Below are 25,416 nucleotides of genomic sequence, written 5' to 3' on the forward strand. Positions count from 1 at the left end.
ACGGCGCGATGAGCCCCCCATGACTGAAACCGAAGACATGCTGCGCGACTGCGCAGCCCCTGCGAAGCTGAACCTTTTCCTACATTTGACCGGCCGCCGCGAGGACGGATACCACGAACTGCAGACGGTGTTCCAGTTGCTGGACTGGAGCGACATGCTGCATTTCCGGCGCCGCGACGATGGCACGGTGCGCCACCTGCGGCCATTGGACGGAGTCCCCGAGCAGGCTGACTTAAGCGTTCGAGCGGCGAAGCTGCTGCAACAGCACAGCGGTTGCCGCTACGGTGTGGAGATCGACATCGACAAGCGCCTGCCAATGGGAGCCGGCATCGGCGGCGGCAGCTCGGATGCGGCAACCACGCTGCTCGCGTTGAACCGGCTGTGGCGGCTGCATCTGCCGCGTGCGACGCTGCAAGCCCTGGCACTAGAACTGGGCGCCGACGTGCCGTTCTTCGTGTTCGGGCGCAATGCATTTGCGCAAGGCGTGGGCGAGCAACTGCAACCGGTTCAGCTGCCGGCACGCACGTTCCTGGTGGTTAAACCCGCAGTGCATGTGCCGACCGCTGAAATTTTCCGATCCGATGCATTGACAAGAGACACCAAACGCATCACAATTACGGACTTTCTTGCACAGCAAAACATCGCTGAGGACAACAAGGCAAGCGAGACGGGTTGGCCGGATCATTTTGGCCGAAACGACATGCAGCCGGTTGTCGCAGGAAAATACGCAGAAGTGGCGCAAGTGTTGGATTGGTTTTCGACAATCGCGCGCGCACGTATGACGGGATCGGGTGCGAGTGTATTCGCAGCATTTCCCAGCAGGGCGGAAGCGGAGTTGGCGCAAGCAAAGCTCCCCGTCAGCTGGCAAAGTGCGATAGCATCAAGCCTGGACCGCCATCCGCTGTACACTTTCGCGTCATAAAAGGTTTCGCCGCGTCGGGTACGCGAGTCCCGACCAGGCAGACGGTTCGTGTAGGGGAGTCGCCAAGTTGGTTAAGGCACCGGATTTTGATTCCGGCATTCGAGGGTTCGAGTCCTTCCTCCCCTGCCAGTTACCCATAGCGCGGGCATGATCTTGCCCTAGCGCCACACGCTCCATCCCATGCCACGCCCTCCGAGTAGCAGGTGCACGATGAACAGTGACGGCCTGATGGTATTTACTGGCAACGCGAATCCCGCGCTTGCGCAGGAAGTCGTCAAAACCCTGGGTATTCCTCTTGGCAAGGCAATGGTCAGCCGCTTCTCGGACGGGGAAATCCAGGTCGAGATCCAGGAGAACGTCCGCGGCAAGGATGTGTTCGTCTTGCAGTCGACCTGTGCGCCGACGAACGACAACCTGATGGAGTTGATGATTATGGTCGACGCGCTCAAGCGCGCATCGGCCGGACGGATCACGGCGGCCATCCCCTACTTCGGCTATGCGCGGCAGGACCGCCGCCCGCGTTCGGCGCGCGTTGCGATCTCTGCGAAGGTCGTCGCCAACATGCTGGAAATCGCCGGTGTCGAGCGGATCATTACGATGGATCTGCACGCCGATCAGATCCAAGGTTTCTTCGACATTCCGGTTGACAACATCTACGCGACGCCGGTGCTGCTCGGCGACCTGCGCAAGCAAGCGTACGACAACCTGCTGGTCGTGTCGCCGGACGTCGGCGGCGTAGTACGCGCGCGCGCGCTGGCAAAGCAGCTGAATACCGATCTGGCGATCATCGACAAACGCCGCCCGAAGGCAAACGTCGCCGAGGTGATGAACATCATCGGCGAAGTCGAGGGTCGCACGTGCGTGATCATGGACGACATGGTCGACACCGCTGGCACGCTATGCAAGGCCGCACAAGTGCTGAAGGAGCGCGGCGCGAAGAAAGTGTTCGCGTATGCAACGCACCCGGTGCTGTCCGGTGGCGCGATTCAGCGCATCGCGGACTCGGCACTCGACGAGCTGGTCGTGACGGACACGATTCCGCTGGGCAAGGATGCACTGGAATGCTCGCGGGTTCGTGCACTGTCATGCGCCGGCCTGCTGGCTGAAACGTTCTCGCGGATTCGCCGCGGCGACTCGGTGATGTCGCTGTTCGCTGAACATTGAGCATGGCTGTATTCCGGCAAGGCCACCCTCGAGTGGCGCTGCTGGGCCCGCGGTGCGCAGTCACGAACGCGCGCCGCGTATTTCGGGGCCGACTGAATCCGTGCCGGATTCGACGGCCCCGTTTTGATGACCCGGGCAGTTTGCCCGGACCCACTGCCTGGTCGCGGGCAGTCATTGGAGAGACAATATGAAAGTAGTCGCTTTCGAACGTAGCCAGCAGGGAACGGGTGCGAGCCGCCGCCTGCGCAATGCCGGCAAGACGCCGGGAATCGTGTACGGCGCTGGCACCGAACCGAAGTTGATCGAGTTGGACCATAATGCGCTGTACCACGCGCTGAACAAGGAAGCGTTCCATTCGTCGATTCTCGATCTCGAGATCGCCGGTGCGACCGAACAAGTGCTGCTGCGCGACGTGCAGTACCACCCGTTCCGTCGGCTGGTGCTGCACGTGGACTTCCAGCGTGTCGACGCAAAGACGAAGATCACGGTGAAGGTTCCGCTGCACTATATGAACCAGGAAGGCTCGCCGGCGGTGAAGCTCGGTGGCGGCGTGATCACGCACGTGCTGAACGAAATTGAAGTATCGTGCCTGCCGGGCAACCTGCCCGAGTTCATCGAAGTCGATCTGGCCAACTTCGAGTTGAACCAGTCGTTGCACGCGAAGGATGTCAAGCTGCCGGCTGGTGTCGAACTGACGCCGCACGTCGAGCAGGAAAACCCGGTGATCGTGTCAGCGACGCTGCCTGCGGGCGCGGTGTCGGACGAAGCAGGTGAATCGTCGGAAGGCGGGACGCCGGCCGCATAACGCGGTACGGACACTGCATACGGGGACGCAGCACTGCGTGCCCGTCACATCATAGAATCGATCCTCTCGATCCGCTGGTACGATGCGACGAAGTCGGATCAGCGGGACGAAGTAACCCGCCGAGGCCATGCCCGGCGGGTTTTTTTTAACCGAATTCACGAGCGGCACGACCATCATGATCAAGTTGATCGTCGGACTCGGCAATCCAGGCGCCGAATATGCAGCCACGCGGCACAACGCAGGATTCTGGTTCATCGACCAGCTCGCACACGAAACAGGCGCCACACTACGCGACGAACGGCGCTTTCACGGCGCCTATGCGAAAACGCGCCTGCACGGCGCGGAAATTCACTTGCTGCAACCCCAAACGTTCATGAACCGGTCCGGGTTGTCCGTGGTGGCCGTGGCACAGTTCTTCAAGATCCTGCCCCAATCCATCCTTGTCGTTCATGATGAGTTGGATTTGCCGCCGGGCGTCGCGAAGCTCAAGCTAGGTGGCGGCAGTGGCGGACACAACGGCTTGAAGGATATTTCCGCTCATCTGTCGACGCAGCAATATTGGCGTCTACGTATCGGCATCGGCCATCCGCGGGACCTGATTCCAGAGGGCGCGCGCGCAGGCACCCAACCCGACGTGGTCAATTTCGTGCTGAAACCGCCGCGCAAGGAGGAGCAGCAACGCATTGATGCAGCCACCGACAAAAGTCTCGCGGTGATGCCGTTGATCGTCAGCGGGGAGATGGAACGCGCGATGATGCAACTGCACCGCGCTTAAGCACGATAGAGAAGCCGCAACGGCGGCACAGGACGATTAGATTGGCGCGGGGTGGCTCAGCGCTCACCGTCGGCGCGCTCATCGACCGTCATCAGCGCGCGATACTTGTCCATTAGCTGCTCGCGGGTCTCGACCCGCTCGGGGTTCACCGGGATACATTCGACGGGACACACCTGAACACACTGCGGCTCGTCGAAATGACCGATGCACTCGGTGCATTTATCCGGATCGATCAGATAGATTTCCGGCCCCATCGAAATCGCGCCGTTCGGGCACTCGGGCTCGCAAACGTCACAATTGATGCACTCGTCGGTAATCATCAAAGCCATACGGCCACCAACTTTCCGAGAAAAAACAATACATTATAACTTTTCTGGCCTGCTTCTCGGCTGCGCAGCGTTGCGTGTCAGCGTAACGTGAGAATGTCCGGTCCGTGCAAAGTAAGAACGTCCGCTCGGTGGCCTCCGAGCCAGGTGCGATAGACCGCGCCGCTTCGACAATACCGCTGCCGCCGCGTCAGTGAACGCAAGCGGTCCTTCAACCGCCGGCCGCGGCACGAGAGGCCCCGGCGACCTTGTCCTTGAGCCACCTCTCCACTGAAGGAAACACGAATTTGCTGACGTCACCGCCTAACTGCGCGATTTCCCGCACGATCGTGCCCGAAATGAATTGATATTGATCAGACGGCGTCATGAACATCGTTTCGACGTCCGGCAGCAGATAGCGGTTCATTCCCGCCATCTGGAACTCATATTCAAAGTCCGACACCGCACGCAGGCCGCGCACGATTACCCGCGCATTGTTGGCGCGGACAAAGTCCTTGAGCAACCCCGCGAAACTCATCACCTTCACGTTCGGATAGTGACCCAGCACCTCCTGCGCGATGTCCAAGCGCTCCTGCAACGAGAAAAACGGCTTCTTGTTGCGACTGTCGGCGACTCCGACCACCAGCGTGTCGAAAATGCTTGAAGCACGGCGCACAAGATCTTCATGACCGCGAGTGAGCGGATCGAACGTACCGGGATAGACCGCAACTACCATCAATATTCTCCTCTCGCTTAACAAGCCGGCAGCACGATGCGCGGTCGCGCTGGCACTCGCCGCCAATGCCCGGCGGCAAGCGGGACCGGTACAGCGGTGGCCGGCGTGACGTCGCGGTAAAACGCCGCCAGCTCGTTTTTGGAACGCGCATTATTCACCATTTTCGCGCCGCAGCAAATGATAATGCACCGCGCCGGCGCGCGCGTGGCGTACGATGCGCCATTCCTGCAGCGACGGCCAGCCGGGCGTGGCAGCGACGCCCTGCTGCGCTTGAGCGTCCCGCACCGCAGCCAATGGCGCACCGGATTCGACATAGACTGCACCGCCGGGCGCCACCAGCGGCAACACAAGCGTCAGCGCGCGTCCAAGCAGGTCGGCATCGAACGGCGGGTCGAGGAACACGATGTCGAACCCCGCCGGCGCGAGGCCGGCTGCCAGCCGCAACGCATCGGCCTGCACGATGTCGATCGCCTGCGCATCCAATTTTTGCCGGATCGCGCCTAGTTGCGCAGCTGCGCGCGCATCGCGCTCGACCATCACCACACGTTGCGCGCCGCGCGACGCAGCTTCGAAGCCAAGCGCCCCGGTGCCGGCGAATAGGTCCAGGCACACCAGGCCATCCAGTTGCTGGCCCAGCCAGTTGAACAAGGTTTCGCGCACACGGTCTGGCGTCGGTCTAAGCCCCGCCAGATCGAGGACCGGCAGCGGCGTACGTTTCCAGATACCGCCGATGAGGCGGACCTGGTGCGGCGCGTGACGCGTCGCGGCGACGCGACGCGATGCTGCGGCACCGGTGGCACGCGTTTGCGCACCTGCGGAGGCGGCAAACGACGTACGGGCGCGCGTGCGGGACGAATGGCTCATCGATTCATTCCATTAGGCTGTCATGACGCGGGAACGGCCGCCGTCGCCGCGCGCAGCCAGCCAGCCTCCCGCGCCGAGGTTGGGAGAAGGCCACCTTACCATAGCCGGCGCGCAAGCTTAGAAGCGCATGCGGCGCTCTGCTAGAATGTCCAGTCTGCCGCCGGCGCCCTATTGCCGCCGGTGCCCCATTGCCGGCCCCGACGTCGCCCGCCCGCGGCGCGCGTACCGCCACATTGCGAACCATGTTCAGCTTTTTCAAACGATTCAGGAAGGGCGATTCGTCCAGCCAGAAGCAAGACGCGCCCGTAGCGGATTCCGCCTCGCAAACTACCACATCGTCCGGCACGCCGGGCGCGTCTGAAGCGCGTGGAGCGCCGGTCGCGCCGACTGCACCCGCTACGACCGCTGCACCTGCTGCATCTACTGCACCTGCCGCGCCACCGGCACCGGCGTCGGCCCCTAACGCGGCGCCAAGCGGCACGCTGGCCGCAATCGGCGCGCCAGGGCCCGTGCCCTCCTCCGTCGGGCCAGCGCAGCCAGCAGGATCAGTCCAATCGGCAACCTCTACAGCATCCGAGGTGTCATCCTCACCCGAGGCTTCGCCAGCACCGGTACTTTCGCCGACATCTGCGGCGCCATCATCGCGTGCTGGTGCTGACGCGCCCGCGGCTTCACCAGTGCACGTTACTTCGCCAACAGCGGCCGCTGCACCAGCGTCAGCCCCCCCACCAGCCGTCACGGCCACTGCGGCACCCGTCGTTTCGCCCGACACCACCTCTTCTGCAGCCCCGGCGCTCTTTGCTGGAGTCTCGACCCGTTCCGCGTCCGGCATGGCATCGCAACCCGTGCCCGCCAAGCTAGCCGAAACCGCCACGCAACAACAGCAGCCCGTCGGCGACGCGGGCGAAGAGATTGTCGAGATTGTGCCGCCCCCTGCTCCCGAGCCGGCCGCCAAGCGCTCGTGGCTCAGCCGGTTGAAATCGGGGCTGACCAAAACCAGCTCGAGCCTGACCGGCATTTTCATCGGCGTGAAGGTAGACGAGGCGCTGTTCGAGGAACTCGAGACTGCATTGTTGATGGCTGATGCCGGTGTGGACGCCACCACTTACCTGCTCGATGCACTGCGCCAGAAGGTCCGCAGCGAGCGACTGACTGACGCACAGCAGGTCAAGGCGGCGCTGCGCACGCTGTTGATCGAGTTGCTGAGGCCGCTTGAGCAATCGATGGTGCTCGGCCGCGCCCAACCGCTGGTGATGATGATTGCCGGCGTCAACGGAGCCGGCAAGACTACAAGCATCGGCAAGCTCGCCAAGCACCTGCAGTCGTTTAACCAGTCGGTGATGCTGGCCGCCGGCGACACGTTCCGCGCCGCCGCGCGTGAACAGTTGGTGATCTGGGGCCAGCGCAACAACGTCGCTGTGATCCAGCAGGAAAGCGGTGACCCGGCCGCGGTGATCTTCGACGCGGTCGGCGCCGCGCGCGCGCGCGGCATCGACGTGCTGATGGCGGACACCGCCGGACGCTTACCAACCCAGTTGCATCTGATGGAGGAGCTGCGCAAGGTCAAGCGGGTAATCGGCAAGGCGATGGACGGGGCCCCGCACGAAATACTGCTGGTGCTTGATGCGAATACCGGTCAGAACGCGTTGGCCCAGGTCAAGGCGTTCGACGAGGCACTAGGGTTGACTGGAATCATCGTCACGAAGCTAGACGGTACCGCCAAGGGCGGCATCCTGGCCGCCATTGCGCGCCAACGCCCAGTGCCGGTGTATTTCATCGGCGTTGGCGAGAAGGTCGAAGACCTGCAACCGTTCGTCGCCGCCGAATTTGCCGACGCGCTGCTCGGGTAAGCACGCGGCGCAACGCGTGCCCGTCCCGGTTAGCCGCCTGACACCAGCATCAGCGCGATCCAACCCATCACGCAGGCGATCAGCACATCGAGCACGCGCCACGCGACGTCTTTCTCGAACACCGGCCGTAACAGCCGCGCGCCGTAGCCGAGCGCGCAGAACCATACGAGTGACGCGCTCATTGCACCGAGCGCGAACCACAGGTTGGCCGGCCATGGATGGCGGCCGCCGACCGCGCCGAGCAGCACGACGGTATCGAGATAGACATGCGGATTAAGCAGCGATAATGCGACGATCGTGCCGGCCATGCCACCCGCCGACTGCGCACCGTCTCGATCCGATGTATCGAGGTGTCCCGGCCCTTTCCACGCGCTGTACAGCGCGCGCAGGCCATACAGGAATACGAACAGCGCGCCGACGTATTTGACCACCACGAGCAACGCCGGCATCCGAGTCATCAACGCGCCCATGCCGGCGACGCCCGCCGCAATGAGCACGATATCGATCGATGCGCAGATCGCGACGACCATCCCAACGTGCACGCGTTTGAGACCCTGTCGCAGCACATACGCATTCTGCGCGCCGATCGCAACGATCAGACTCGCGCACAATCCGAAGCCCGACGCATAGGTCGATCCGAACACCGGCAATGATTCAGCCCAGCTCATTTGGCATCCGGCTGAGCGGCGGGCATAGCATGGCGGAATGCGTCTAATTGCATCGCGTTGTCGAAGAGGCGCTGGATCGCGGCAAAGGGCGCCAGGTCGATGTTGAAGCGCTGCGCGTTGAAAACTTGCAACACGATGCACAGGTCAGCGAGGGTCGGCGTGTCGCCGATCGCAAACTTGCCGATGCGCGAATCGTTCGCCAACTGCGCGTTAAACGCGCTGAAGCCCGTCTCAATCCAGTGGCGGCACCACGCGTCTTTTTGTGCCTCATGAGCTTGCTCCTACGGCGCGCGTGTCAGACTACACGCAATGTCAGTATGTCGAATCCGTCCAGGCCGCCTTCGAGCACATCGCCCTTCGCCACCGCCCCCACCCCTTCCGGCGTTCCGGTATAGACCAGGTCGCCCGCCGCCAGAGCAATGAACCGCGATAAGTAGGCGATCGTTTCCGGCACTGGCCAGAGCATCGTCGACACGTCCGCGTGCTGTCGCGGCGCGCCATTGACCGTCAGCCACAATTGGCCGGCAGCGACGTGCCCGACCTGCGATACCGGATGGATCGGCCCGATTGGCGCAGACAGGTCAAAGCCCTTGGCCATGTCCCAGGGACGGCCCAGCTTCTTAGCCTGCGCCTGCAAATCGCGGCGCGTCATGTCAAGCCCGAGCGCATAGCCGTACACATGCTCCAGTGCGTGCTCCACCGGGATGTCGCGCCCCCCACGCCCGATCGCCACGACCAGTTCCATCTCGTGATGGACCTCGCCCGACTCAGGCGGATACGGAAATTCGCCTACGGTCCCGGGCGCCACATACAGCACTGCGTCGGCGGGCTTGCTAAAGAAAAAGGGGGGCTCGCGTTGTGGGTCGTGGCCCATCTCGCGCGCGTGCGCTTCGTAGTTTCGGCCAACACAATAGATACGGCGCACCGGAAACACATCGGACGACTGCGCCACCGGCACCGCAGGGTTGGGCACCTCGAATAAATAAGCCATCACATGCCCTCCTGACGCGTGTGAGCACTACATCGGTATCCGCCCGCGGAACGACCGGCGAGGCGCACGCATTAGACGAAACACCCAAGTTTAAACCGGGACCGATCACTGCGGCAGTGACGCGGTCCTCCGAGTACTGCAACCATCGTACGGCTTGCGGCAAGGCAGCATGCAACTGTGTCGGGTTCCGCGAACGTTCAATCACCGAAACGCCCTTGGGGCTACGGGCCGGTGGCGATCTCCAGCCCGGCGCGGCATGCCTTGCGCGCTTGCAAGAAAGCCTCGGATGCGGTACTCAGTGTGGCTCCTGCATTCCCGAAGTGAAGCGGCTGATCGCATCGCACATGCGCTTACATAGCCGGTGCATCGGTCGCCCGATGCCATGACTGAATCGAACCCGTTATCCGACAGCACGCCCGGCGGCGCAAGTTTTCGTTGTGCGCCGCTGATCAAAGAGATCGGGCGAGGAGCGCGCGGCGCGCGCGCGCTTTCGCATGACGATGCCTATGCGCTCTATGCCGCGATGCTTGACGGGCGCGTCTCCGATGTCGAGCTGGGCGCAGTGGTGCTCGCTTACAGAGTCAAGGGCGAGACGCCGCAGGAGCTTGCGGCGATGCTTGCTGCAGCGCAAGCGTCGCTCAGACCACTCGCCACGCGCGGCGATCGCTACCGCCCTGTGTCAATACCGAGCTACAACGGCGCGCGCAAGCAGCCAAACCTCACACCGCTGCTCGCTTTGTTGCTTGCGCGTCGCGGCGTGCCGGTACTCGTGCATGGCGTGACAGTGGACCCGGGACGGGTGACCAGCGCCGAAATCTTTGCCGAATTGGACCTGCCGGCTGCGCGCTCGATCGACGAAATTGACCCGGCACTCGCTCACGCGCGGGTCGCATTTGCGCCGATCGACGTGCTCGCGCCCAAGATGTCACGCTTGCTCGGGCTACGCGCGACACTCGGCGTGCGCAATACGACCCATACGTTGGTCAAGCTGCTGCAACCGTTCGCCGAACCGGGACTGCGGCTGGTCAACTATACCCATCCGGCTTACCGTGACAGCCTGTCAGCGCTGTTCCGCGATTTCCCGCAGGCAGCAGCCGGTGGTGTGTTGCTGGCGCGTGGAACCGAGGGAGAAGCCGCGGCCGATACCCAGCGCCGGGTGCAGGTCGATTGGCTGCATGATCAGGTATGCGAGACACTGGTCGATGCTGAACGTGCATCGACGCAAGCACCCGTGGTCGAAATGCCCGACGCGTTGGATGCGGCAACGACCGCGCGATGGATAACGGACGTACTGGATGGCCACGCGAGGGCACCCGAGGCCATCGTGAAGCAAGTCGAACTCATCGAACGCGTTGCCCGATGGAAGGAATCGGGACAGGCACCGTGCGCGTGAGCGCATCGGCCATTGCGGCCGATCAGCAACGCTGTCCACCTGTGTTGCCTGCACACGCTATGTTCCATGCAACGGCTCAACGCGTAGTGACATGTTTGTGATTCGCTCGCTACGTTGTGCTGGCGTATCGCTGCGGCAGCGTCGGATAGCCGCAGCGACACACGTTTTACTGCTTTGCTGCAAATGATCCTATTGCGCCGCAAGACTAGACGCAGGGACGGCCGGCGCCACACGCATAGCTGCTTTGGCTCGTTGCCACAGCAATACCCGTCACGGCCGATACGGTCAACGCAACCGCCATCATTACCTTCATTACTTTGGATTTCATATCAATCTCCATATTGTTTCGGATAGCGTACTTTTTGTACGCGACATCAATATAGCTTCTGGCATCGTGGCCAAATTACCTCATGCGCGAGTCGCTCACGCGCATTCGCACAACGGCACAGTGTTTCGCATTGGGCCGCAAAATCCTTTCTTCGCGCTGACATTCGGACCGACCTACATCCGGCAGAAACCGCATCAACCCGCCTACCCGCCGCTGAGCAAGCCCTCGCGCAACCCTCGCCGGTCGTTTGACAGCGACCATGCTATCGCCTCATCGGCCGTTCGGCTTTGACCGGACCGCAAGGACGACAACAACGCAGCCCGCGCTCAACGATGAAACCTGAGATGCAGATTTTCCTACGTAAGCTTCGCCGCCCACCCGCTCGACAGCCCCGAATGGCTGCGCTGACCGTCGCGCGTTCCCGGCGCCCTTACCGCCCGGCTGGCATGCCTCGCACGGCAGCCCGCCAACCTTCGTTCGCTCCTTACCCTGACGATGCATCGACGAATCGAACGAGGCTCACCATGCAATCCGCGACCTCTACCCAGTCCACGCCGCAGACGAAAATCCGCCCGCCCCAGGCCGCCGGCTGCGCCGGCGATGCAACGCCGGACATGCGCCTGCGCTCGCGCCGATGGCCCACTCGGTCCATAGCCGACGCGCCGGTGTGAGCACCGATCTGGGTCGCACGCTACTGTTGAAAACCCAGCCCATGGCGGCAAGGAGGATGACGCCCGCCACTGCGGCGACGACCGGCACGCGGCAACCCGCTGCCGCAGTCCGCTTCCCGGCTTGCGGACACGAAGCCCGGTGGCACCGGCTCACTCCACCGCACAGCGCGTCGCATGCCAGACGACCAGACGCCAGTGCCCGTTGTCGTTTGCCTGGACCGCCGTGTAGGCAATCGGGTACACGAGTGCGCCGCTGTTGGCTTCCATCTCGATCAGCACGCGCCCGTTCACCATGCAAATATCGTGGGACAGCGGCACGATCTCCTGGCTCTGCACCTCGATCTGCCGATAGCGCCGCCGGCCGCCGACGATCGAATCGATCACTTGCTGTTGAAAGCGCTTGCGCTCCAGCCCCCGGATCGTCTCAATAACCTTGGCCACCCTCTGTGCCTCGCTTCGAATGCGAAACAGGCCGAGCGTGACGCCCGCTTCAGAAGTTGTACTGCAGATAAAGCTGGGTGAAATTGATACCAGGATTCGGCCGCTTGATACCGCCATTAGACACGTGTTGGAAACGAAATCCCGCCTGGTACTGCTGGCGCTCGCCGAACTGCGCGCCGACGCCGACCATGTCCGCGAACTGGAACGCCGAGGAGACGGTGAAGCGCTCGGCAATGCGCGGGTGCGTCAACAACCGCACGCCCACGCCAGCCTCGACAAATGGGCGAATCTGGCCGCTTTTCTTAATAAAGCGTACGACCGGCGTCACGCCAAACTCGCCGATATTGGAATGTACGGCGCCTTTGTCCGTGTGCCAATAGGACACATGGGCCTCGCCGACCAGTGCAAAGTGCCAGGATCCCGTATCCCACCACGTCAGGTCCGGATCCCATATTAGCGCCAGATCGCCCTTCTTGATGTGGCGGTCTCCGAGCCCGCCGCCGAGCTGAACGCCAAACCGGTCCGCGTGGGCTGCCGCACTGGCAGCCAGCGCCAGCGCCGCTAACGCGGCGCGCGCCACACGCCGCGCTGGCACTGTCGGACCGCGCTTCGTCGTGAACGGATTCATTGCTCTCCAAATGTTAAGCAAGTACTGACAACGTGGTTGGGCCGCCATTTTAGGCCGCCGCCCGGATCGCTGCTCAATACGCCTCTTTGCCGCCCTTTTCGGCTTTCTTTTCGGTTTTATGCCCGGCCCGCGCACCGGAGGAAACTTCTCTGCGCGCCGGCATGTCAATTAAAATAACTATTAGAATAGACTTATCAATAGTTTAAAGGAACCTGCGGCACCATCGGCCGTCAAACGAGTTAGCACTCGGTGAAGTTGAGTGCTAAGATGTAGCGGAATGCCGTTTGCGCGGCAGTGCATGGAGCTGCCCATAAAGGAGTGACACGAGTGAGCAACGCAATGACCCTACCGACCCCTGCAAGCCTGGCGCCGGCTGGCGCGGGTGCGCTGGCGCTCGCCTCGAAGTCGATGCTGCCGGGTACGTTGGGTAATCTCGACGCTTACATTCAGGCGGTCAACCGCATCTCGCTATTGTCGCAGGCCGACGAAACGCGTCTTGCGATCGAATACCGCGAGCAGAACAAATTGGATGCCGCACGTCAGTTGGTGCTGTCCCACCTGCGGCTGGTGGTGTCGATTGCGCGCAACTACCTGGGTTATGGTCTGCCTCACGCGGACCTGATTCAGGAGGGCAACATCGGCCTGATGAAGGCCGTCAAGCGCTTCGATCCGCGCCAGAACGTACGGCTGGTGTCGTATGCGATCCATTGGATCAAGGCCGAGATCCACGAATACATCCTGCGCAACTGGCGCATGGTGAAAGTCGCGACGACGAAGGCGCAGCGCAAGCTGTTTTTCAACCTGCGCAGCCACAAGCAGGGCATGCAGGCCTTCACACCGGACGAGATCGCAGGGCTTGCGAAGGAACTGAACGTTAAGCGCGAAGAAGTGACCGAGATGGAAACGCGGCTGGCCGGCGGCGATATCGCGCTCGAAGGGCAATTCGAGGACGGTGAGGAATCGTTCGCGCCGATCGCCTATCTGGCCGACTCGCGTACCGAGCCGACCACGGTGCTCGCTTCACGCCAGCGCGACCTGCTGCAGACTGAGGGCCTGGCCGAGGCGCTTGAATCGCTCGATGCGCGCAGCCGCCGCATCATCGAGGCGCGCTGGCTGCAGGTGCAGGACGACGGCTCGGGCGGCGCGACGCTGCACGAGTTGGCCGACGAGTTCGGCGTATCCGCCGAGCGCATCCGCCAAATCGAGGCGAGCGCGATGAAGAAGATGCGCAGTGCGCTGCAACAGTACGCGTGAGTGTTTCGTGCCTGCACGCATCGGACCCGGCTTCGGCCGGGTTTTTGTTTGCACCGCGACAAATCGCCACAATACGCGTGTGCGGGGCCGCGTCGCGGTGAAAATGCGGCGGTTTGACGCGTCGCAATAACTGCCCCTCATTACCCCCCACCTATAAAATGGGTTTCGTTGAAGTCGCGCCTACCGCGCAGCACACGAAACACTATGCTCAGCCATGACGTTCGCCACAGCACCGATACCGACCATGCCGGCCCTGCGCAGCGCCCCGGTATGCTGGTCGCGATCCTGCGCCGCCCTGGACTAGCTCGCGAGTTGACACTGGTCGTGATGGCCAAGGTCGCGATCCTGCTCGTCTTCAAGTACACATTATTTAGTCATCCCCAGGCACCGCACATGGAACTGCCGCCGGCCCAAGTCGCGCAAGCGCTGTTGTCGGTGCCCGCATCACATCCGCCCGCTTTAGGTGATCATCATGATAAGTAGCGAAGTCGTCGACCTTTCGCGGCTGCAGTTCGCCATTACTGCGCTGTACCACTTTCTTTTCGTCCCACTGACGCTGGGTCTGTCCTGGCTGTTGGTCATCATGGAAGCCGTCTACGTGATGACTCGCAAGCAGGTCTACAAGGACATGACCCAATTCTGGGCCAAGCTGTTTGGCATCAACTTTGCGATGGGCGTGGTGACCGGCATCACGCTGGAGTTCCAATTCGGCACGAACTGGTCGTACTACTCGCACTACGTCGGCGATATTTTCGGCGTGCCGCTCGCGGTGGAAGGCCTGATGGCGTTCTTCCTCGAATCGACGTTCGTTGGACTCATGTTCTTCGGCTGGGACCGGCTGTCGCGCGTTGGGCATCTGATCGTCACGTTCCTCGTCGCACTCGGCTCGAACCTGTCGGCGTTGTGGATCCTGATTGCCAACGGCTGGATGAACAATCCGGTCGGCGCTGAGTTCAATTACGAGACGATGCGCATGGAATTGACCAACTTGTTCGACGTGGTATTCAATCCGGTCGCACAGGTCAAGTTCGTCCATACCGTATCGGCAGGGTATGTGACGGCGGCGATGTTTGTGCTCGGCGTATCCTCGTGGTATCTGTTGAAGAAGCGCGACGTCGATTTCGCATTGCGCTCATTTGCCGTCGCGGCCGGCTTTGGGCTGGCCTCGACGCTGTGCGTGATCGTGCTCGGCGACGAGTCAGGTTACACGACCGGCGAAATCCAGCAAGCCAAGCTTGCCGCGATCGAAGCAGAATGGACCACCGAGCCGGCACCCGCTGCGTTCACCGTATTCGGCTTGCCGAACCAGGACGAGCAACGCACCGACTACGCACTGCGCGTACCTTACGCGTTGGGGCTGATCGCCACGCGCTCGATTGACGAGCCCGTAGTCGGGCTGCGCGATCTGATCTCTCAGAACGAGCAGCGCATCCGCAACGGTATCGTCGCGTATGGGGCGCTGCAAAAGATGAAGCAGGGCGACACGTCCGATGCAACGCGCGCGGTGTTTGACGCCCACAAGAACAACCTCGGCTACGGGCTGCTCGTCAAGCGCTATGCACCGGACGTGCTGAATGCGACTGACACGCAAATCGCCGAAGCGGCCAAGCACTCAATCCCCCCCGTGGCACCGGTATTCTGGTCGTTCCGGCTGATGGTCGGTCTGGGCATCCTGTTCCTCGTGACATTCGTGCTCGCCTTCTGGTTCTGCGCCACGCGCAGTCTGGCGCATGAGAGCCGGCGCTGGTTCCTGCGCTGGTGCGTCTGGGCGATCCCATTGCCGTGGCTCGCTGCCGAGTTTGGCTGGATCGTCGCCGAAGTGGGCCGCCAGCCGTGGACGATCGCCGGTGTGCTGCCAACGTTCTCGTCAGCCTCCAGCCTGGCGCCATCGGATCTGTATCTGAGCATCGGCGGGTTCATCTTGTTCTACACGGTGCTATTCATCGTCGAGATCACGCTGATGTTCAAATATGCAAGGCTCGGGCCGTCGTCGCTGCATACCGGCCGCTACCATCACGAGCTACCGCAGCAACATGCCGACGCAACAGCTTACGAAACCCAGCAGCTGTCTCACGCAGGGCCAGCCTGATGCCGTGGATCGAAGCCTTTGTTACTGGACAAAATTACTATGTTTGACTATCCAACTTTAAAGGTCATTTGGTGGGTGCTAATCGGCGTCTTGCTGCTCGGCTTCGCGCTCACTGATGGCTTCGACATGGGAGTCGGCGCACTGCTGCCGTTTATCGGCAAGACCGACACCGAACGTCGCGTCATCATCAACGCGATTGGCCCCACCTGGGAAGGCAACCAGGTATGGCTGATCACGGCCGGCGGCGCAATGTTCGCCGCGTGGCCGCTGGTCTACGCCGCGTCCTTTTCCGGCTTCTATTTCGCGATGCTGCTGGTGTTGTTCGCGCTGTTCATGCGACCGGTCGGCTTCGAGTACCGCGCCAAGCGCGACGATCCGCGGTGGCGGGCGAGCTGGGACTGGGCGTTGTTCGCCGGTAGCGCGATTCCGGCGCTGGTGTTCGGCGTCGCGTTTGGCAACCTGCTGCAAGGCGTGCCGTTCCGCTTCGACGACGAGCTGCGCGTGAGCTACCATGGCGGCTTCTTCGCGCTGCTGAACCCGTTCGCAGTGCTGTGCGGCGCGGTCAGCGTCGGCATGCTGGTCGCGCACGGCGCCGCGTTCCTGCGCATCAAGACCGAGGGAGCAATCGCGCGCCGTGCATCGCACGTGTTGCGCATCGCGTCGCTGATCACGGTCGTGCTGTTTATCATGGCCGGCATCTTCGTGGCCACCCGCATTACCGGCTTCGAAATCACCCACGCGGCGCCGCTGGACGCGCTGGCCAATCCGCTGCTCAAGCGCGTGGCCGCCGCGCCCGGCCTGTGGATGGCCAACTACATCGCCTACCCATGGATGATGCTCGCGCCGGCGCTGGGCATCGTGGCCGGCGTGCTCGCACTGGCGCTTGCTTCGTCGCGCTTCACTAGGCTGTGCTTCATCATGACGGGGTTGCTGGTGACCAGCGTGATCCTGACCGCAGGCTTCTCGATGTTCCCATTCATCATGCCATCGTCGCTGGACCCAGCCAGCAGCCTGACGCTGTGGGACTCGACGTCGAGCCATCGCACGCTGGGCATCATGCTAATCGTGGTGATCGTGTTCGTGCCGCTGATCATGCTGTACACCAGCTGGGTCTATCGCGTGATGCGCGGCAAGGTCACCGAACAAGGTGTGCAAAGCAACACGCACTCGATGTACTGAGCGGGCGCTACTTCAATCGACCGATCTGACGGAGCAGAACATGTGGTATTTCAGCTGGATATTAGGTATTGGCGTCGCACTCGCGTTCGGTGTTATCAACGCGATGTGGCTCGAGTCGCATCGCGACGCACAAAGACTTGCAAAGCCTAGCACGGAGAAGTAACGCGCTGAAATGGCTGGTGCCGTCCGACGGTTTTCACCGATCTCGCAAACCTTGACCTTGCCTAAATCGCCGCCGCATGCAGCGTCGGCGTGCGGGCTGTCGGTAGGCAGCAGCGGGAGAAAGACCGCGCGGCGCCCCATTCCGGGCAGTACATCGCGTAGCGCTCGGCCGCATTGCCGCATATGATGTGGAACGTGCGACGGCAACCCATGCGACGTCCAGGTTCGCGAGCCGTTGTCGGTCACGGCAAAAGGGTCGCGCACGACCACGCGCAGCCGGGTCATCGCGATCGGCTCCAGTATGCCGCGCGCGAACATCCGCCGCATGCGCGCCCACTAGCGTCACATAGCCACCAAATGCGTACAACTTGACTTGCGCGTCGGTGCGGGACGCGTCCCGGGGGCCAGTTGCGCGGCCACGAATTCGGGCGAGGCCAACGCCTCGTTAAGCCTAATCGACAACGGCTTCTTCTTCGACGTACGTGGCAGCGAGTGCCAGTTCGCGATCGATCACCACCAGATCGGCCCATGCGCTCCGCTCGATGCGACCCCGGTCAACCAACCCTAAGTAGTCCGCCGCATGACGCGACAGACGTGCCGACACGTCGGCGATCGGCAAACCAATCGAGACGAGATTGCGCAGCGCCTGGTCCATTGTCAAGGTGCTGGCCGCCAGCGTGCCGTCGGCCAGCCGCACGCCGCCTAGACATTTCGTGACACGCTGGCTGCCCAGATGATACTCGCCGTCCGGCATCCCAGCAGCCGACGTGCTATCGGTCACCACGTACAAGCGCGGGATCGCGCGCAACGCGGCTCGGATGGCACCGGGATGCATATGCAGCAAATCGGGGATGATCTCTGCATACGCAGCATGAGCCAGTGCAGCCCCGACCATGCCCGGATCGCGGTGATGCATCGGCGACATCGCATTGAACAAGTGTTCGTTGACCGCAGCCCGTGTGCTGCACGAATTATCCACGCGCGTCAGGAAATCTCCGGCATCCTGGACAGGCTTTCGCGTCGCGAGCCACGGCAACTTACGACAACACTGCGCACGATCGAATCATTGCTTGGCGCCCGCCCGGGCGCCGCGGCGCAGGTGACATGAAGCGACCCGCAACCCAGCGATCTAGGCTGGATCGTGTACCGGCACGGGACGCTGCAGACGCATAGGCACGATGGTGCAACGGGTCGCCGCGTTGATCGCGCAACGGGCCGCAGACTTCGCGCGCTCGCCGGACACCGCACCGCAAGCGTCGCGCCTTAGAACGCGGGCAGGATCGCGCCCTTGAATTGGGTCTCGAGGAACTTGCGAATGTCGTCGGACTCGTACGCGGCCACCAGCTTCTTTACCCACGGCTTGTCCTTGTCCTGCACGCGCACGGCGATCAGGTTCGCATACGGTCCCTTCAGGTCTTCGACCGCGATCGCATCTCTGATCGGCGAGAGGCCGGCGCTCACTGCGTAGTTGTTATTGATCGATGCAGCAGCCAAGTCATCGAGCGAGCGCGGCATCTGCGCGGCATCTAACTCGACCAGCTTGATCTTCTTTGGATTCTCGATCACATCCAGCGGCGTCGCGTTGACGCCGTCCACGCCCGCGCCGGCCTTCAGCTTGATGATCCCGTATTTCTGCAGCAGCAACAGCGCGCGGTTGCCGTTGGACGGATCATTCTGGATACCCACTTTGGCGCCTTCCGGCAGGTCCTTCAACGATTTGAACTTCTTCGAGTAGAAGCCCATCGGCGACACATAGGTCAGGCCCACGTTCACAATCTTGTAGCCGCGCTGCTTGACCTGGCTGTCCAGGAACGGCTGGTGCTGGAAGCCGTTCGCGTCCAGGTCGCCGGCATCGAGCGCGGCATTCAGCTGCACGTAGTCATTGAATTCGATGACCTTGATCTTCAAGTCGTGCTTCGCCGCCACCTTCGCGACCTGCGCCCAAATCTGCGCGTCCGGGCCGCTCATCGTGCCCACGCGCAGCACCGGATCGGCTCGCGCAACGTTCGACAATGCAGCTGCCATCGCGATGATGGACAGCGTTTTCAGTAGTGTTCTGCGTAGCATGGATACTTCCCCTCGATTTTGAGAACGCGATGGTCGCATGGCTACACCGATGAAGTGAACTACCGAATACGCATACGCTTATGCTTTTACGGAGAAATCACCGAAGCACCATCCGATGGGGAGCTAGCCTAGTCGAGCAACAGCTTGATATCGTGCACCCACGGCCCGGGCCCTTGGCCATCTCGCGCGTACAGGCGCAGCTTGCCGGCAGGATCGAACACGTAGCTCGCGGCAGTGTGGTCCACCGTGTAATCGGCACCGTCCTTGCCCGGCACTTTCGCGGAGTACACGCGAAACGACTTGGTCACCTTTAACAACTGCGTCTCGTTGGCAGGACGCAGGCCGATGAACGACGGATGGAACGCCGCGACATACTGTGCGAGCAGCGGCGCACTGTCGCGCTGCGGGTCGAGCGTGACGAACAGCACCTGCACGCGTTTTGCCTGGTCGCCCAATTGCTGCATCGCTTGCGCAAGTTCGGCCATCGTCGTCGGGCACACATCCGGGCAGTGCAGGTAGCCGAAGAACAGCACCACCACCTTACCTTTGAAATCGGCCAGCGTGCGGACGTGGCCGTTGGTATCAGCAAGCGCGAAGTCGGTGCCGAGCTGGCTCGCGCCGGTGATGTCGACGTTCTTGAACGCCGGCTTGTCGCCGCAGCCACCCAAGGCGAGCGCCGTGCCGGCCACGACCGCGGCCACCGCGCGCCGCAACCCACCATGGCTCGCGCGAGCCGCTTCGCGTGGACCGGATACCGCCCGGGCCACCGCCAGATGGAAAAAAGCGCGCGCCGACATCAGAAACCGATCCAACTGCGCACGTAGTGGTCAATCAGCAACGCGACGAACAACAGCGACAAATAGACAATCGAATAACGAAATGTCTTACGCGCGATCTCGTCCGAATAGTCGCGATACATTTTCCACACGTAGCTCAGGAACAATACGCCGAGCACGACCGCGCTGGCGAGGTACAGCACCCCGCTCATATCGGAGACGAACGGCATCAGCGTGACGGCGAACAGCACGAGCGTGTACAACAGGATATGCAGCGCGGTGAAGCGCACGCCATGGGTGACGGGCAGCATCGGCAACTTCGCGCTCTCGTAGTCCTGGCGACGATACAACGCTAGCGCCCAGAAATGCGGCGGCGTCCAGACGAAGATGATCAGCACGAGGATCCATGCGTCACCCGGCACCGCGCCCTGCACCGCCGCCCAACCCAACGCGGGCGGCATCGCGCCCGAGGCGCCACCAATCACGATGTTCTGCGGCGTGGCGGGCTTTAGCAGCATCGTATAGATAACCGCGTAGCCGATGAACGTCGCGAACGTCAGCCACATCGTCAACGCGTTCGTGAACGTATATAGCGTCCACATGCCCAACCCACCCAGCACCGCGGAAAAGGTCAGGATTTGTGCCGGCGTGATCTCGCCGCGTGCCGAGGGGCGCCATGCGGTACGCCGCATCCTCGCGTCGATACGTTGCTCGACCAGGCAATTGATTGCGAACGCCGCGCCAGCGAACAGCCAGATGCCAATCGTGCCGCCGACCAGCTTCTGCCACGGCACCATGCCGGGCGTGGACAAAAACATGCCGATCACCGCGCAGAACACGGCGAGTTGGGTGACACGCGGCTTGGTCAACGCAAAATACTGTGCGATGCGGCTGCCGGACAAGGGACGAAGCGTGGTACTGTCCATTCGTGAATCACGCGGTGACAGCGCTCGATGACGCCGACGAGGCGACAACGGTGCGGCTGGAGGCAATGCGCCAGTTTAACATGACAACGAGCAACAGCAGGATCGCCGCGCCGCCGTTGTGCGCGACGGCAACGGGCAGCGGCCATTGCAGCACAATGGTGGACAAGCCGGTCAAGAACTGCAGCACGACGACCGCCAGCACGCCGTCGGCAAGCCGTGTCAGTCCCTTCAAGCGCCGTATGCGCCACGCCCATCCGAGCAGATAGGCAAGCACGACCATCGCGAATGTGCGATGCGTCCAGTGAATCGCCACGAGTGCGTCCTGCGTAATCACCTCGCCATTGGCATTCAGGCCGAGGGCCCGCCACAAGTGAAATCCCTGTGCGAAGTCCATTGGCGGCACCCATTGTCCGTTACAGGTCGGAAAGTCGGTGCACGCGAGCACGGCGTAATTTGTGCTCACCCAGCCACCGAGCGCAATCTGCACGATCACCAGCACAAGCGCGATAAGCGCGGCCGCAAAACCGCGGCCGGTAGCCGGCTCCCGCTGTGGTGCCGGCGTCATGCGCGCAGCGAACAAGCCGAGCGCCGCCAGCAGCCCAAGGCCAAGCAGCAAGTGCATGGTCACGATTACCGGCTGCAGCTTCAACGTCACGGTCCACGCGCCGAATGCCCCCTGCACCAGCACCAACGCCAGCAATGCGGTCGGCCACCACGGCGAAGCCGGCAAAGGCTGGCCACGCCAGCGCCGAATCCATGCGATCCCGGTCATTAGCACGATCAACAGCCCGATGGCCATCGCAAAATAGCGGTGGATCATCTCAATCCAGGCCTTCATCACGCTAACCGGTCCGCTCGGCATCGCCGCATAGGCGGCAGCGATCGACGCATGCGCGGCAAACGGCGACGAACTTGCATAGCAGCCAGGCCAATCCGGACAGCCCAGGCCCGAGTCGGTCAAGCGCGTAAAGGCGCCGAACATCACCAGATCCAGCGTCAAGAACATCGTTAGCCAGGCAAGCTTGCGATAGCGGTCCGAGCGCACCCGCCACAGGATCCAGCCCAGAGGCAACAGCGCGAGCGCCGCGCCGATGAGCGCAAGTTCAACGACAAACATGGCAATTCTGTATGGACTTCATGGAAAGGTGGTCCGCCCGTTTAACCGATTCTCGACCATTTGAGCAGTTTGGTCAGGTCATGCTTGATTCGCGACGGATCCGGATCATGCGGAAAGCGCATCATCAAGTTCCCGTTCGGGTCGACCAAGTAAAGGTGTGAAGCGATCGAATCACTGGCCAAATCCGGATCGGGCGGCAACCACGCGGCGACCTGCGCCGGCGGCACGATGAGCTTGCGCGTGTCTGGATACGCGTTGGCGACACGCTCCGGTATCGCGCCGTCGTCGGTCCGCAGCCATACAGTCAGTACTCGCTCACGTTCAGCGCCCTGCGTCGCGCGCACCTGCCGCATGAAGTACAGCTTCTTCGCACAGGCGTCATCGCAAGCGCTCGGATCGACTGAAATCAACAGCCACTGACCTTTCAGCGAATCGAGCCGCATCGGATGACCGGTTTCGTCGCGCACGACGAGATTGTCCGGAATCGGCCGCTGCGGCTGGATCAATTGGCCGTAGCTAACCGAGCCGCCAGTGGGCTTGAACACGTAGTACATCAAGTACGACGCGATGACGGGCGCGGCACAAACCGCGGCCAGCAGCAGCAGCATCCACCGCGCGCGCTGTCTGACGCGGCGGGATGCGGGCACGCCAGTGGCCATCGGGCCGGCATGGCGCGTACCCGGTACGTCGAGATCGGGTTTCGATCGAGAAGAATCCGTCAACGCTACACTCCTTCACACTTCATTCACGACATCGGTTGGCACGCGACTATGCGTTGCATGTGCCACCACCACAGTCACGCACACACACATACATACATACATACGTACATACATACGCATGCACAATACGCGCTAACGTGGGATCAAGCCTGGGCGTCGTTGCCGCCCCGAGCGGCGCGCCGCGCCGCATAGAGCCCGAAGACAAGCGCCGCCAACGCCATACCCCACCACTGCACCATATAGCCGTAGTTGCGCTCGACGCCGGTATTCGGCGCCGGCCAGTCACGCACCAGCCCGTCCGCCGTGTCGTTGGTCTGTTGCAGCACGAATGGCTCCAGCGGCAAACCAGTCTCCGCTGCGTACGATGCCACATCCAGGTTTTGGCGGATCGACTGGTGCGGCGTCGCCCCACCTTGTCCAAGCTCAAACGCGCGCGACGCGTCTGCCCGAGCGACGCCTTCGATCGTCACAACGCCGGACGGCGTGCGATAGGGCGCGATCACACTACGCTGCTGCGCGTTGCGAGGCAGCCAACCCCGATTGACCAGCACGTAGCCGCCTGCCTCCAGCTTCAACGGCGTAACGACGTAGAAACCAGGCTGGTCGTTATGCAACCGATTGTCCAGATAGACCGTCGAGTCCGGTACGAACCGGCCGCGCGCCACGACGCGGTGGAACTCGACATCCGCCAGGGCTGTGCGAGCGTTTAGCGGTATCGGGCTCGCATGCTCGAACCGCTCGATACGCGCCTGCAGCGCCTCTTTCTGGTGCGCGCGGTCGCGCTGCCAGAAACCGAGTCGCACCGTGACCGCGACAACGATCAGCACAGCCAACGCGGGCCAAAAGCGAATTTTCAGCATGCGGGCTCAGCTCCGCCGGACACGGAACGTGGTGAGATAATAGTGGAACAGTCTTTTCCGGCCTTCTTCATGCATATCCTCGTTGCCATCGCGTTCGCGCTAATCATCGCCAGCATGGCGTCAGCCCTATACTTTATGATGCACGATCGCGGCAAGACCAAGCGGATGGTATGGTCGCTCGTCACCCGCGTCGGTCTATCCATCGCGTTATTTCTGTTCATCCTTTTCGCGCATTGGATGGGCTGGATACAGGCCACTGGCATTCCATACGGACGCTAAATTTTGTCATGTCCCGCACAAAGCAAAACGCCGCCCTCGCTGAGGGCGGCGTTTTGTCGCAGTAGCCACTACATCCAGTAGACCACCACATACAGTCCGAGCCAAACGACATCAACGAAGTGCCAGTACCACGCGGCGCCTTCAAACGCGAAATGATGATCGGGTTTGAAGTGTCCGCGGATCAGTCGTACCAACACAACGGCCAACATCAACGCGCCCATCGTCACGTGAAAACCGTGAAACCCGGTCAGCAGAAAAAACGTCGAGCCGTAGACGCCAGAGGTCAACTTCAGGTTCAACTCGTTGTACGCGTGAAAATACTCATAGCCTTGCATGAACAAGAAGATCACACCGAGCAGCACCGTCGCGGCCAGCCACACGATTGCCTTGTTCCGATGATCGTCGCGCAACGCATGATGCGCGACCGTCAACGTCGCGCCGGACGTCAGCAGCAACGCAGTATTGATCGTTGGAATGGGCCACGGCTGCATCGACTTAAAGTGCGCCACCAGGTTGGACGGACCATTGTTCGGCCACACCGCCGAAAAATCAGGCCATATCAACTTCGCATCCAGGTTACCGAGGTCTTGCAGCGCGAACTGCCGGGCATAAAACAACGCACCAAAGAATGCGCCAAAGAACATTACTTCGGAAAAGATGAACCAGCTCATGCTCCACCGATACGACGTGTCGACGCGCTTGCCATACATGCCAGTCTCGGACTCGCCGATCGAGTCGCCGAACCAGTGCCACAACACAAATAACAACCAAGCGAGACCGAGTGCAAACGTCAGTGACGCGAACGGCACACCGTTAATCCAGCCGGCGAGCGAGCCGAGCATGGCCAACAAGCCCATCGCCGCAGCTATCGGATGCTGCGACGGATTCGGTATGAAGTAATACGGGCTCTCGTTTTGTCCGCTCATGATTGATTCTCCACTTCAGTCCAGTTCTTTCTTGATGCAGGCCCTGTCTTGTCCGCAATCATCTACAACCGACACCGGCTGGCGCGATTAAATGCTCGGCTGTGTCACGAAGTGAACGACCACCAGCAAGATCCCGATGAACACCGCAGCGCAAACGAAGCCTGCAATAATCACATGCAGCGGGTTCAGGCTCGCGAAATCGCGTTCATGCTCCTTGCCCTTGCGTACACCAAAAAACGACCATAGCACCGCCCGCATCGATCGGATAACACTCGCGACGGCACTCAAATGCTTGGGCCGATCAAGCATGACCGTCCTCCCGTCTTTCATGGGATTAGATGCTTGAGCACGACACTCACAAAGAAGACGGCAACAATTGCGATCAAAATAGCCAGCAACCGAAAGTTGGCCGCACGTTGCTGGGCTGGTGTTCGTCTTTTTTGTAAATCCGTTCGCATCATTTGACGGCCCTGGCGCACGCCAGGGCCTCCTATCACAATAACAGCACGCTAGCCTCG

At 61.8% G+C, this 25,416-nt stretch carries 30 protein-coding genes, 1 tRNA gene and 1 pseudogene; 14 read left to right on the top strand and 18 right to left on the bottom strand.

The genetic code is table 11. The features are described from left to right. Window positions 1–19: 19 nt before the first annotated feature. The 5 genes from ispE (at window position 20) to pth (ending at window position 3,666) form a co-directional block, all read left to right on the top strand. Window positions 20–922 (top strand): 4-(cytidine 5'-diphospho)-2-C-methyl-D-erythritol kinase, encoded by a 903-nt coding sequence (ispE, locus tag KPG66_RS11455; RefSeq protein ID WP_237070942.1) that lies wholly within the window; start codon window positions 20–22, stop codon window positions 920–922. A gap of 52 nt (window positions 923–974) precedes the next feature. Beyond that, window positions 975–1,051, top strand: a tRNA-Gln gene (locus KPG66_RS11460). An 81-nt stretch (window positions 1,052–1,132) separates the two neighbouring features. Continuing rightward, complete coding sequence (locus KPG66_RS11465; protein ID WP_041753865.1) at window positions 1,133–2,086, top strand: ribose-phosphate pyrophosphokinase; 954 nt, start codon at window positions 1,133–1,135, stop codon at window positions 2,084–2,086. A 187-nt stretch (window positions 2,087–2,273) separates the two neighbouring features. Further along, entirely contained in the window at window positions 2,274–2,891 is a 618-nt protein-coding gene (locus KPG66_RS11470) for a 50S ribosomal protein L25/general stress protein Ctc (RefSeq protein ID WP_013436363.1), read from the top strand. A 175-nt stretch (window positions 2,892–3,066) separates the two neighbouring features. Next, window positions 3,067–3,666, top strand: coding sequence for an aminoacyl-tRNA hydrolase (gene pth, locus KPG66_RS11475; RefSeq protein ID WP_237070943.1), 600 nt, complete (start codon window positions 3,067–3,069; stop codon window positions 3,664–3,666). Window positions 3,667–3,722: 56 nt separating this feature from the next. Here the strand turns inward: pth and KPG66_RS11480 are convergent, their stop codons facing one another. The 3 genes from KPG66_RS11480 to rsmD all read right to left on the bottom strand — a co-directional run bounded on the left by KPG66_RS11480 (window position 3,723) and on the right by rsmD (window position 5,571). Further along, complete coding sequence (locus KPG66_RS11480; protein ID WP_013436365.1) at window positions 3,723–3,995, bottom strand: YfhL family 4Fe-4S dicluster ferredoxin; 273 nt, start codon at window positions 3,993–3,995, stop codon at window positions 3,723–3,725. 208 nt (window positions 3,996–4,203) lie between these two features. Beyond that, window positions 4,204–4,707, bottom strand: coding sequence for a pantetheine-phosphate adenylyltransferase (gene coaD, locus KPG66_RS11485; protein WP_041753866.1), 504 nt, complete (start codon window positions 4,705–4,707; stop codon window positions 4,204–4,206). A gap of 150 nt (window positions 4,708–4,857) precedes the next feature. Further along, window positions 4,858–5,571, bottom strand: coding sequence for a 16S rRNA (guanine(966)-N(2))-methyltransferase RsmD (gene rsmD, locus KPG66_RS11490; RefSeq protein ID WP_237070944.1), 714 nt, complete (start codon window positions 5,569–5,571; stop codon window positions 4,858–4,860). Window positions 5,572–6,053: 482 nt separating this feature from the next. On the opposite strand from rsmD, the gene ftsY reads away from it, so the two are divergent. Then, entirely contained in the window at window positions 6,054–7,421 is a 1,368-nt protein-coding gene (gene ftsY, locus KPG66_RS11495) for a signal recognition particle-docking protein FtsY (protein WP_255743508.1), read from the top strand. A gap of 29 nt (window positions 7,422–7,450) precedes the next feature. Here the strand turns inward: ftsY and KPG66_RS11500 are convergent, their stop codons facing one another. From KPG66_RS11500 to KPG66_RS11510, 3 genes are all read right to left on the bottom strand, one after another. Beyond that, complete coding sequence (locus tag KPG66_RS11500) at window positions 7,451–8,089, bottom strand: LysE/ArgO family amino acid transporter (RefSeq protein ID WP_013436369.1); 639 nt, start codon at window positions 8,087–8,089, stop codon at window positions 7,451–7,453. Then, window positions 8,086–8,292, bottom strand: a complete 207-nt coding sequence (locus tag KPG66_RS11505) for a maleylpyruvate isomerase (RefSeq protein ID WP_013436370.1) — start codon at window positions 8,290–8,292, stop codon at window positions 8,086–8,088. The genes KPG66_RS11500 and KPG66_RS11505 overlap by 4 nt, the downstream gene beginning before the upstream one ends. Before the next feature lie 92 nt (window positions 8,293–8,384). Then, entirely contained in the window at window positions 8,385–9,080 is a 696-nt protein-coding gene (locus KPG66_RS11510; RefSeq protein ID WP_041753867.1) for a fumarylacetoacetate hydrolase family protein, read from the bottom strand. A 382-nt stretch (window positions 9,081–9,462) separates the two neighbouring features. On the opposite strand from KPG66_RS11510, the gene ybiB reads away from it, so the two are divergent. Continuing rightward, on the top strand, window positions 9,463–10,473 hold the full coding sequence (gene ybiB / locus KPG66_RS11515) for a DNA-binding protein YbiB (RefSeq protein ID WP_237070945.1): 1,011 nt from the start codon (window positions 9,463–9,465) through the stop codon (window positions 10,471–10,473). A 205-nt stretch (window positions 10,474–10,678) separates the two neighbouring features. Here the strand turns inward: ybiB and KPG66_RS17585 are convergent, their stop codons facing one another. After that, a complete protein-coding gene (locus KPG66_RS17585; protein ID WP_255743505.1) occupies window positions 10,679–10,801 on the bottom strand; it encodes a hypothetical protein in 123 nt (40 codons plus the stop codon). Window positions 10,802–11,325: 524 nt separating this feature from the next. Between KPG66_RS17585 and KPG66_RS11520 the strand changes: the two genes are divergently transcribed. Continuing rightward, on the top strand, window positions 11,326–11,472 hold the full coding sequence (locus tag KPG66_RS11520; RefSeq protein WP_237070946.1) for a hypothetical protein: 147 nt from the start codon (window positions 11,326–11,328) through the stop codon (window positions 11,470–11,472). A gap of 150 nt (window positions 11,473–11,622) precedes the next feature. Here KPG66_RS11520 and KPG66_RS11525 read toward each other — a convergent pair whose 3' ends face one another. Further along, window positions 11,623–11,913, bottom strand: a complete 291-nt coding sequence (locus KPG66_RS11525; protein ID WP_237070947.1) for a DUF4440 domain-containing protein — start codon at window positions 11,911–11,913, stop codon at window positions 11,623–11,625. A 49-nt stretch (window positions 11,914–11,962) separates the two neighbouring features. Then, window positions 11,963–12,541, bottom strand: a complete 579-nt coding sequence (locus KPG66_RS11530) for an acyloxyacyl hydrolase (protein ID WP_041753868.1) — start codon at window positions 12,539–12,541, stop codon at window positions 11,963–11,965. 327 nt (window positions 12,542–12,868) lie between these two features. Here KPG66_RS11530 and rpoH point away from each other — a divergent pair, with 327 nt between their 5' ends. The 5 genes from rpoH (at window position 12,869) to cydX (ending at window position 17,226) form a co-directional block, all read left to right on the top strand. Further along, window positions 12,869–13,795, top strand: a complete 927-nt coding sequence (rpoH, locus tag KPG66_RS11535; protein WP_237070948.1) for an RNA polymerase sigma factor RpoH — start codon at window positions 12,869–12,871, stop codon at window positions 13,793–13,795. A 204-nt stretch (window positions 13,796–13,999) separates the two neighbouring features. After that, window positions 14,000–14,278, top strand: coding sequence for a cytochrome oxidase putative small subunit CydP (cydP, locus tag KPG66_RS11540; RefSeq protein WP_422392613.1), 279 nt, complete (start codon window positions 14,000–14,002; stop codon window positions 14,276–14,278). Beyond that, window positions 14,268–15,884, top strand: coding sequence for a cytochrome ubiquinol oxidase subunit I (locus KPG66_RS11545; RefSeq protein ID WP_041753870.1), 1,617 nt, complete (start codon window positions 14,268–14,270; stop codon window positions 15,882–15,884). The genes cydP and KPG66_RS11545 overlap by 11 nt, the downstream gene beginning before the upstream one ends. 39 nt (window positions 15,885–15,923) lie before the next feature. Beyond that, window positions 15,924–17,063 carry a cytochrome d ubiquinol oxidase subunit II gene (cydB, locus tag KPG66_RS11550; protein WP_237070949.1) on the top strand — a complete coding sequence of 380 codons (1,140 nt, stop codon included), beginning with the start codon at window positions 15,924–15,926 and terminating at the stop codon, window positions 17,061–17,063. Between the two features lie 40 nt (window positions 17,064–17,103). After that, complete coding sequence (gene cydX / locus KPG66_RS11555; RefSeq protein WP_083813475.1) at window positions 17,104–17,226, top strand: cytochrome bd-I oxidase subunit CydX; 123 nt, start codon at window positions 17,104–17,106, stop codon at window positions 17,224–17,226. Window positions 17,227–17,676: 450 nt separating this feature from the next. On the opposite strand, the pseudogene KPG66_RS11560 reads toward cydX, so the two are convergent. From KPG66_RS11560 to KPG66_RS11590, 7 genes and pseudogenes are all read right to left on the bottom strand, one after another. Then, a pseudogene (locus tag KPG66_RS11560) lies at window positions 17,677–18,165 on the bottom strand (N-acetylglucosamine-6-phosphate deacetylase); the annotation flags it as partial. 323 nt (window positions 18,166–18,488) lie between these two features. After that, entirely contained in the window at window positions 18,489–19,292 is an 804-nt protein-coding gene (locus KPG66_RS11565; protein WP_237070950.1) for a MetQ/NlpA family ABC transporter substrate-binding protein, read from the bottom strand. A 128-nt stretch (window positions 19,293–19,420) separates the two neighbouring features. Further along, the gene (locus KPG66_RS11570) at window positions 19,421–20,089 is read right to left on the bottom strand and encodes an SCO family protein (protein ID WP_083813522.1); all 669 of its coding nucleotides are present in this window, start codon (window positions 20,087–20,089) and stop codon (window positions 19,421–19,423) included. Further along, window positions 20,089–20,994 (bottom strand): heme o synthase, encoded by a 906-nt coding sequence (gene cyoE / locus KPG66_RS11575; protein ID WP_041753874.1) that lies wholly within the window; start codon window positions 20,992–20,994, stop codon window positions 20,089–20,091. The genes KPG66_RS11570 and cyoE overlap by 1 nt, the downstream gene beginning before the upstream one ends. 7 nt (window positions 20,995–21,001) lie before the next feature. Next, window positions 21,002–22,111: a COX15/CtaA family protein gene (locus KPG66_RS11580; RefSeq protein ID WP_013436390.1), complete on the bottom strand. Its 1,110-nt coding sequence runs from the start codon at window positions 22,109–22,111 to the stop codon at window positions 21,002–21,004. Window positions 22,112–22,152: 41 nt separating this feature from the next. Further along, window positions 22,153–22,770, bottom strand: a complete 618-nt coding sequence (locus KPG66_RS11585; protein WP_041753875.1) for an SCO family protein — start codon at window positions 22,768–22,770, stop codon at window positions 22,153–22,155. A gap of 206 nt (window positions 22,771–22,976) precedes the next feature. After that, complete coding sequence (locus KPG66_RS11590) at window positions 22,977–23,690, bottom strand: SURF1 family protein (RefSeq protein WP_237071026.1); 714 nt, start codon at window positions 23,688–23,690, stop codon at window positions 22,977–22,979. A 72-nt stretch (window positions 23,691–23,762) separates the two neighbouring features. Between KPG66_RS11590 and KPG66_RS11595 the strand changes: the two genes are divergently transcribed. After that, window positions 23,763–23,972, top strand: a complete 210-nt coding sequence (locus tag KPG66_RS11595; RefSeq protein ID WP_041753876.1) for a twin transmembrane helix small protein — start codon at window positions 23,763–23,765, stop codon at window positions 23,970–23,972. Between the two features lie 68 nt (window positions 23,973–24,040). Here the strand turns inward: KPG66_RS11595 and KPG66_RS11600 are convergent, their stop codons facing one another. Beyond that, on the bottom strand, window positions 24,041–24,898 hold the full coding sequence (locus tag KPG66_RS11600; protein ID WP_013436394.1) for a cytochrome c oxidase subunit 3: 858 nt from the start codon (window positions 24,896–24,898) through the stop codon (window positions 24,041–24,043). Window positions 24,899–24,985: 87 nt separating this feature from the next. Then, on the bottom strand, window positions 24,986–25,207 hold the full coding sequence (locus KPG66_RS11605) for a DUF2970 domain-containing protein (RefSeq protein ID WP_237070951.1): 222 nt from the start codon (window positions 25,205–25,207) through the stop codon (window positions 24,986–24,988). Window positions 25,208–25,416: the final 209 nt, after the last annotated feature.

Origin of the sequence: Mycetohabitans sp. B2, from assembly GCF_021733735.1 — a bacterium.
Lineage (GTDB): Bacteria > Pseudomonadota > Gammaproteobacteria > Burkholderiales > Burkholderiaceae > Mycetohabitans > Mycetohabitans rhizoxinica.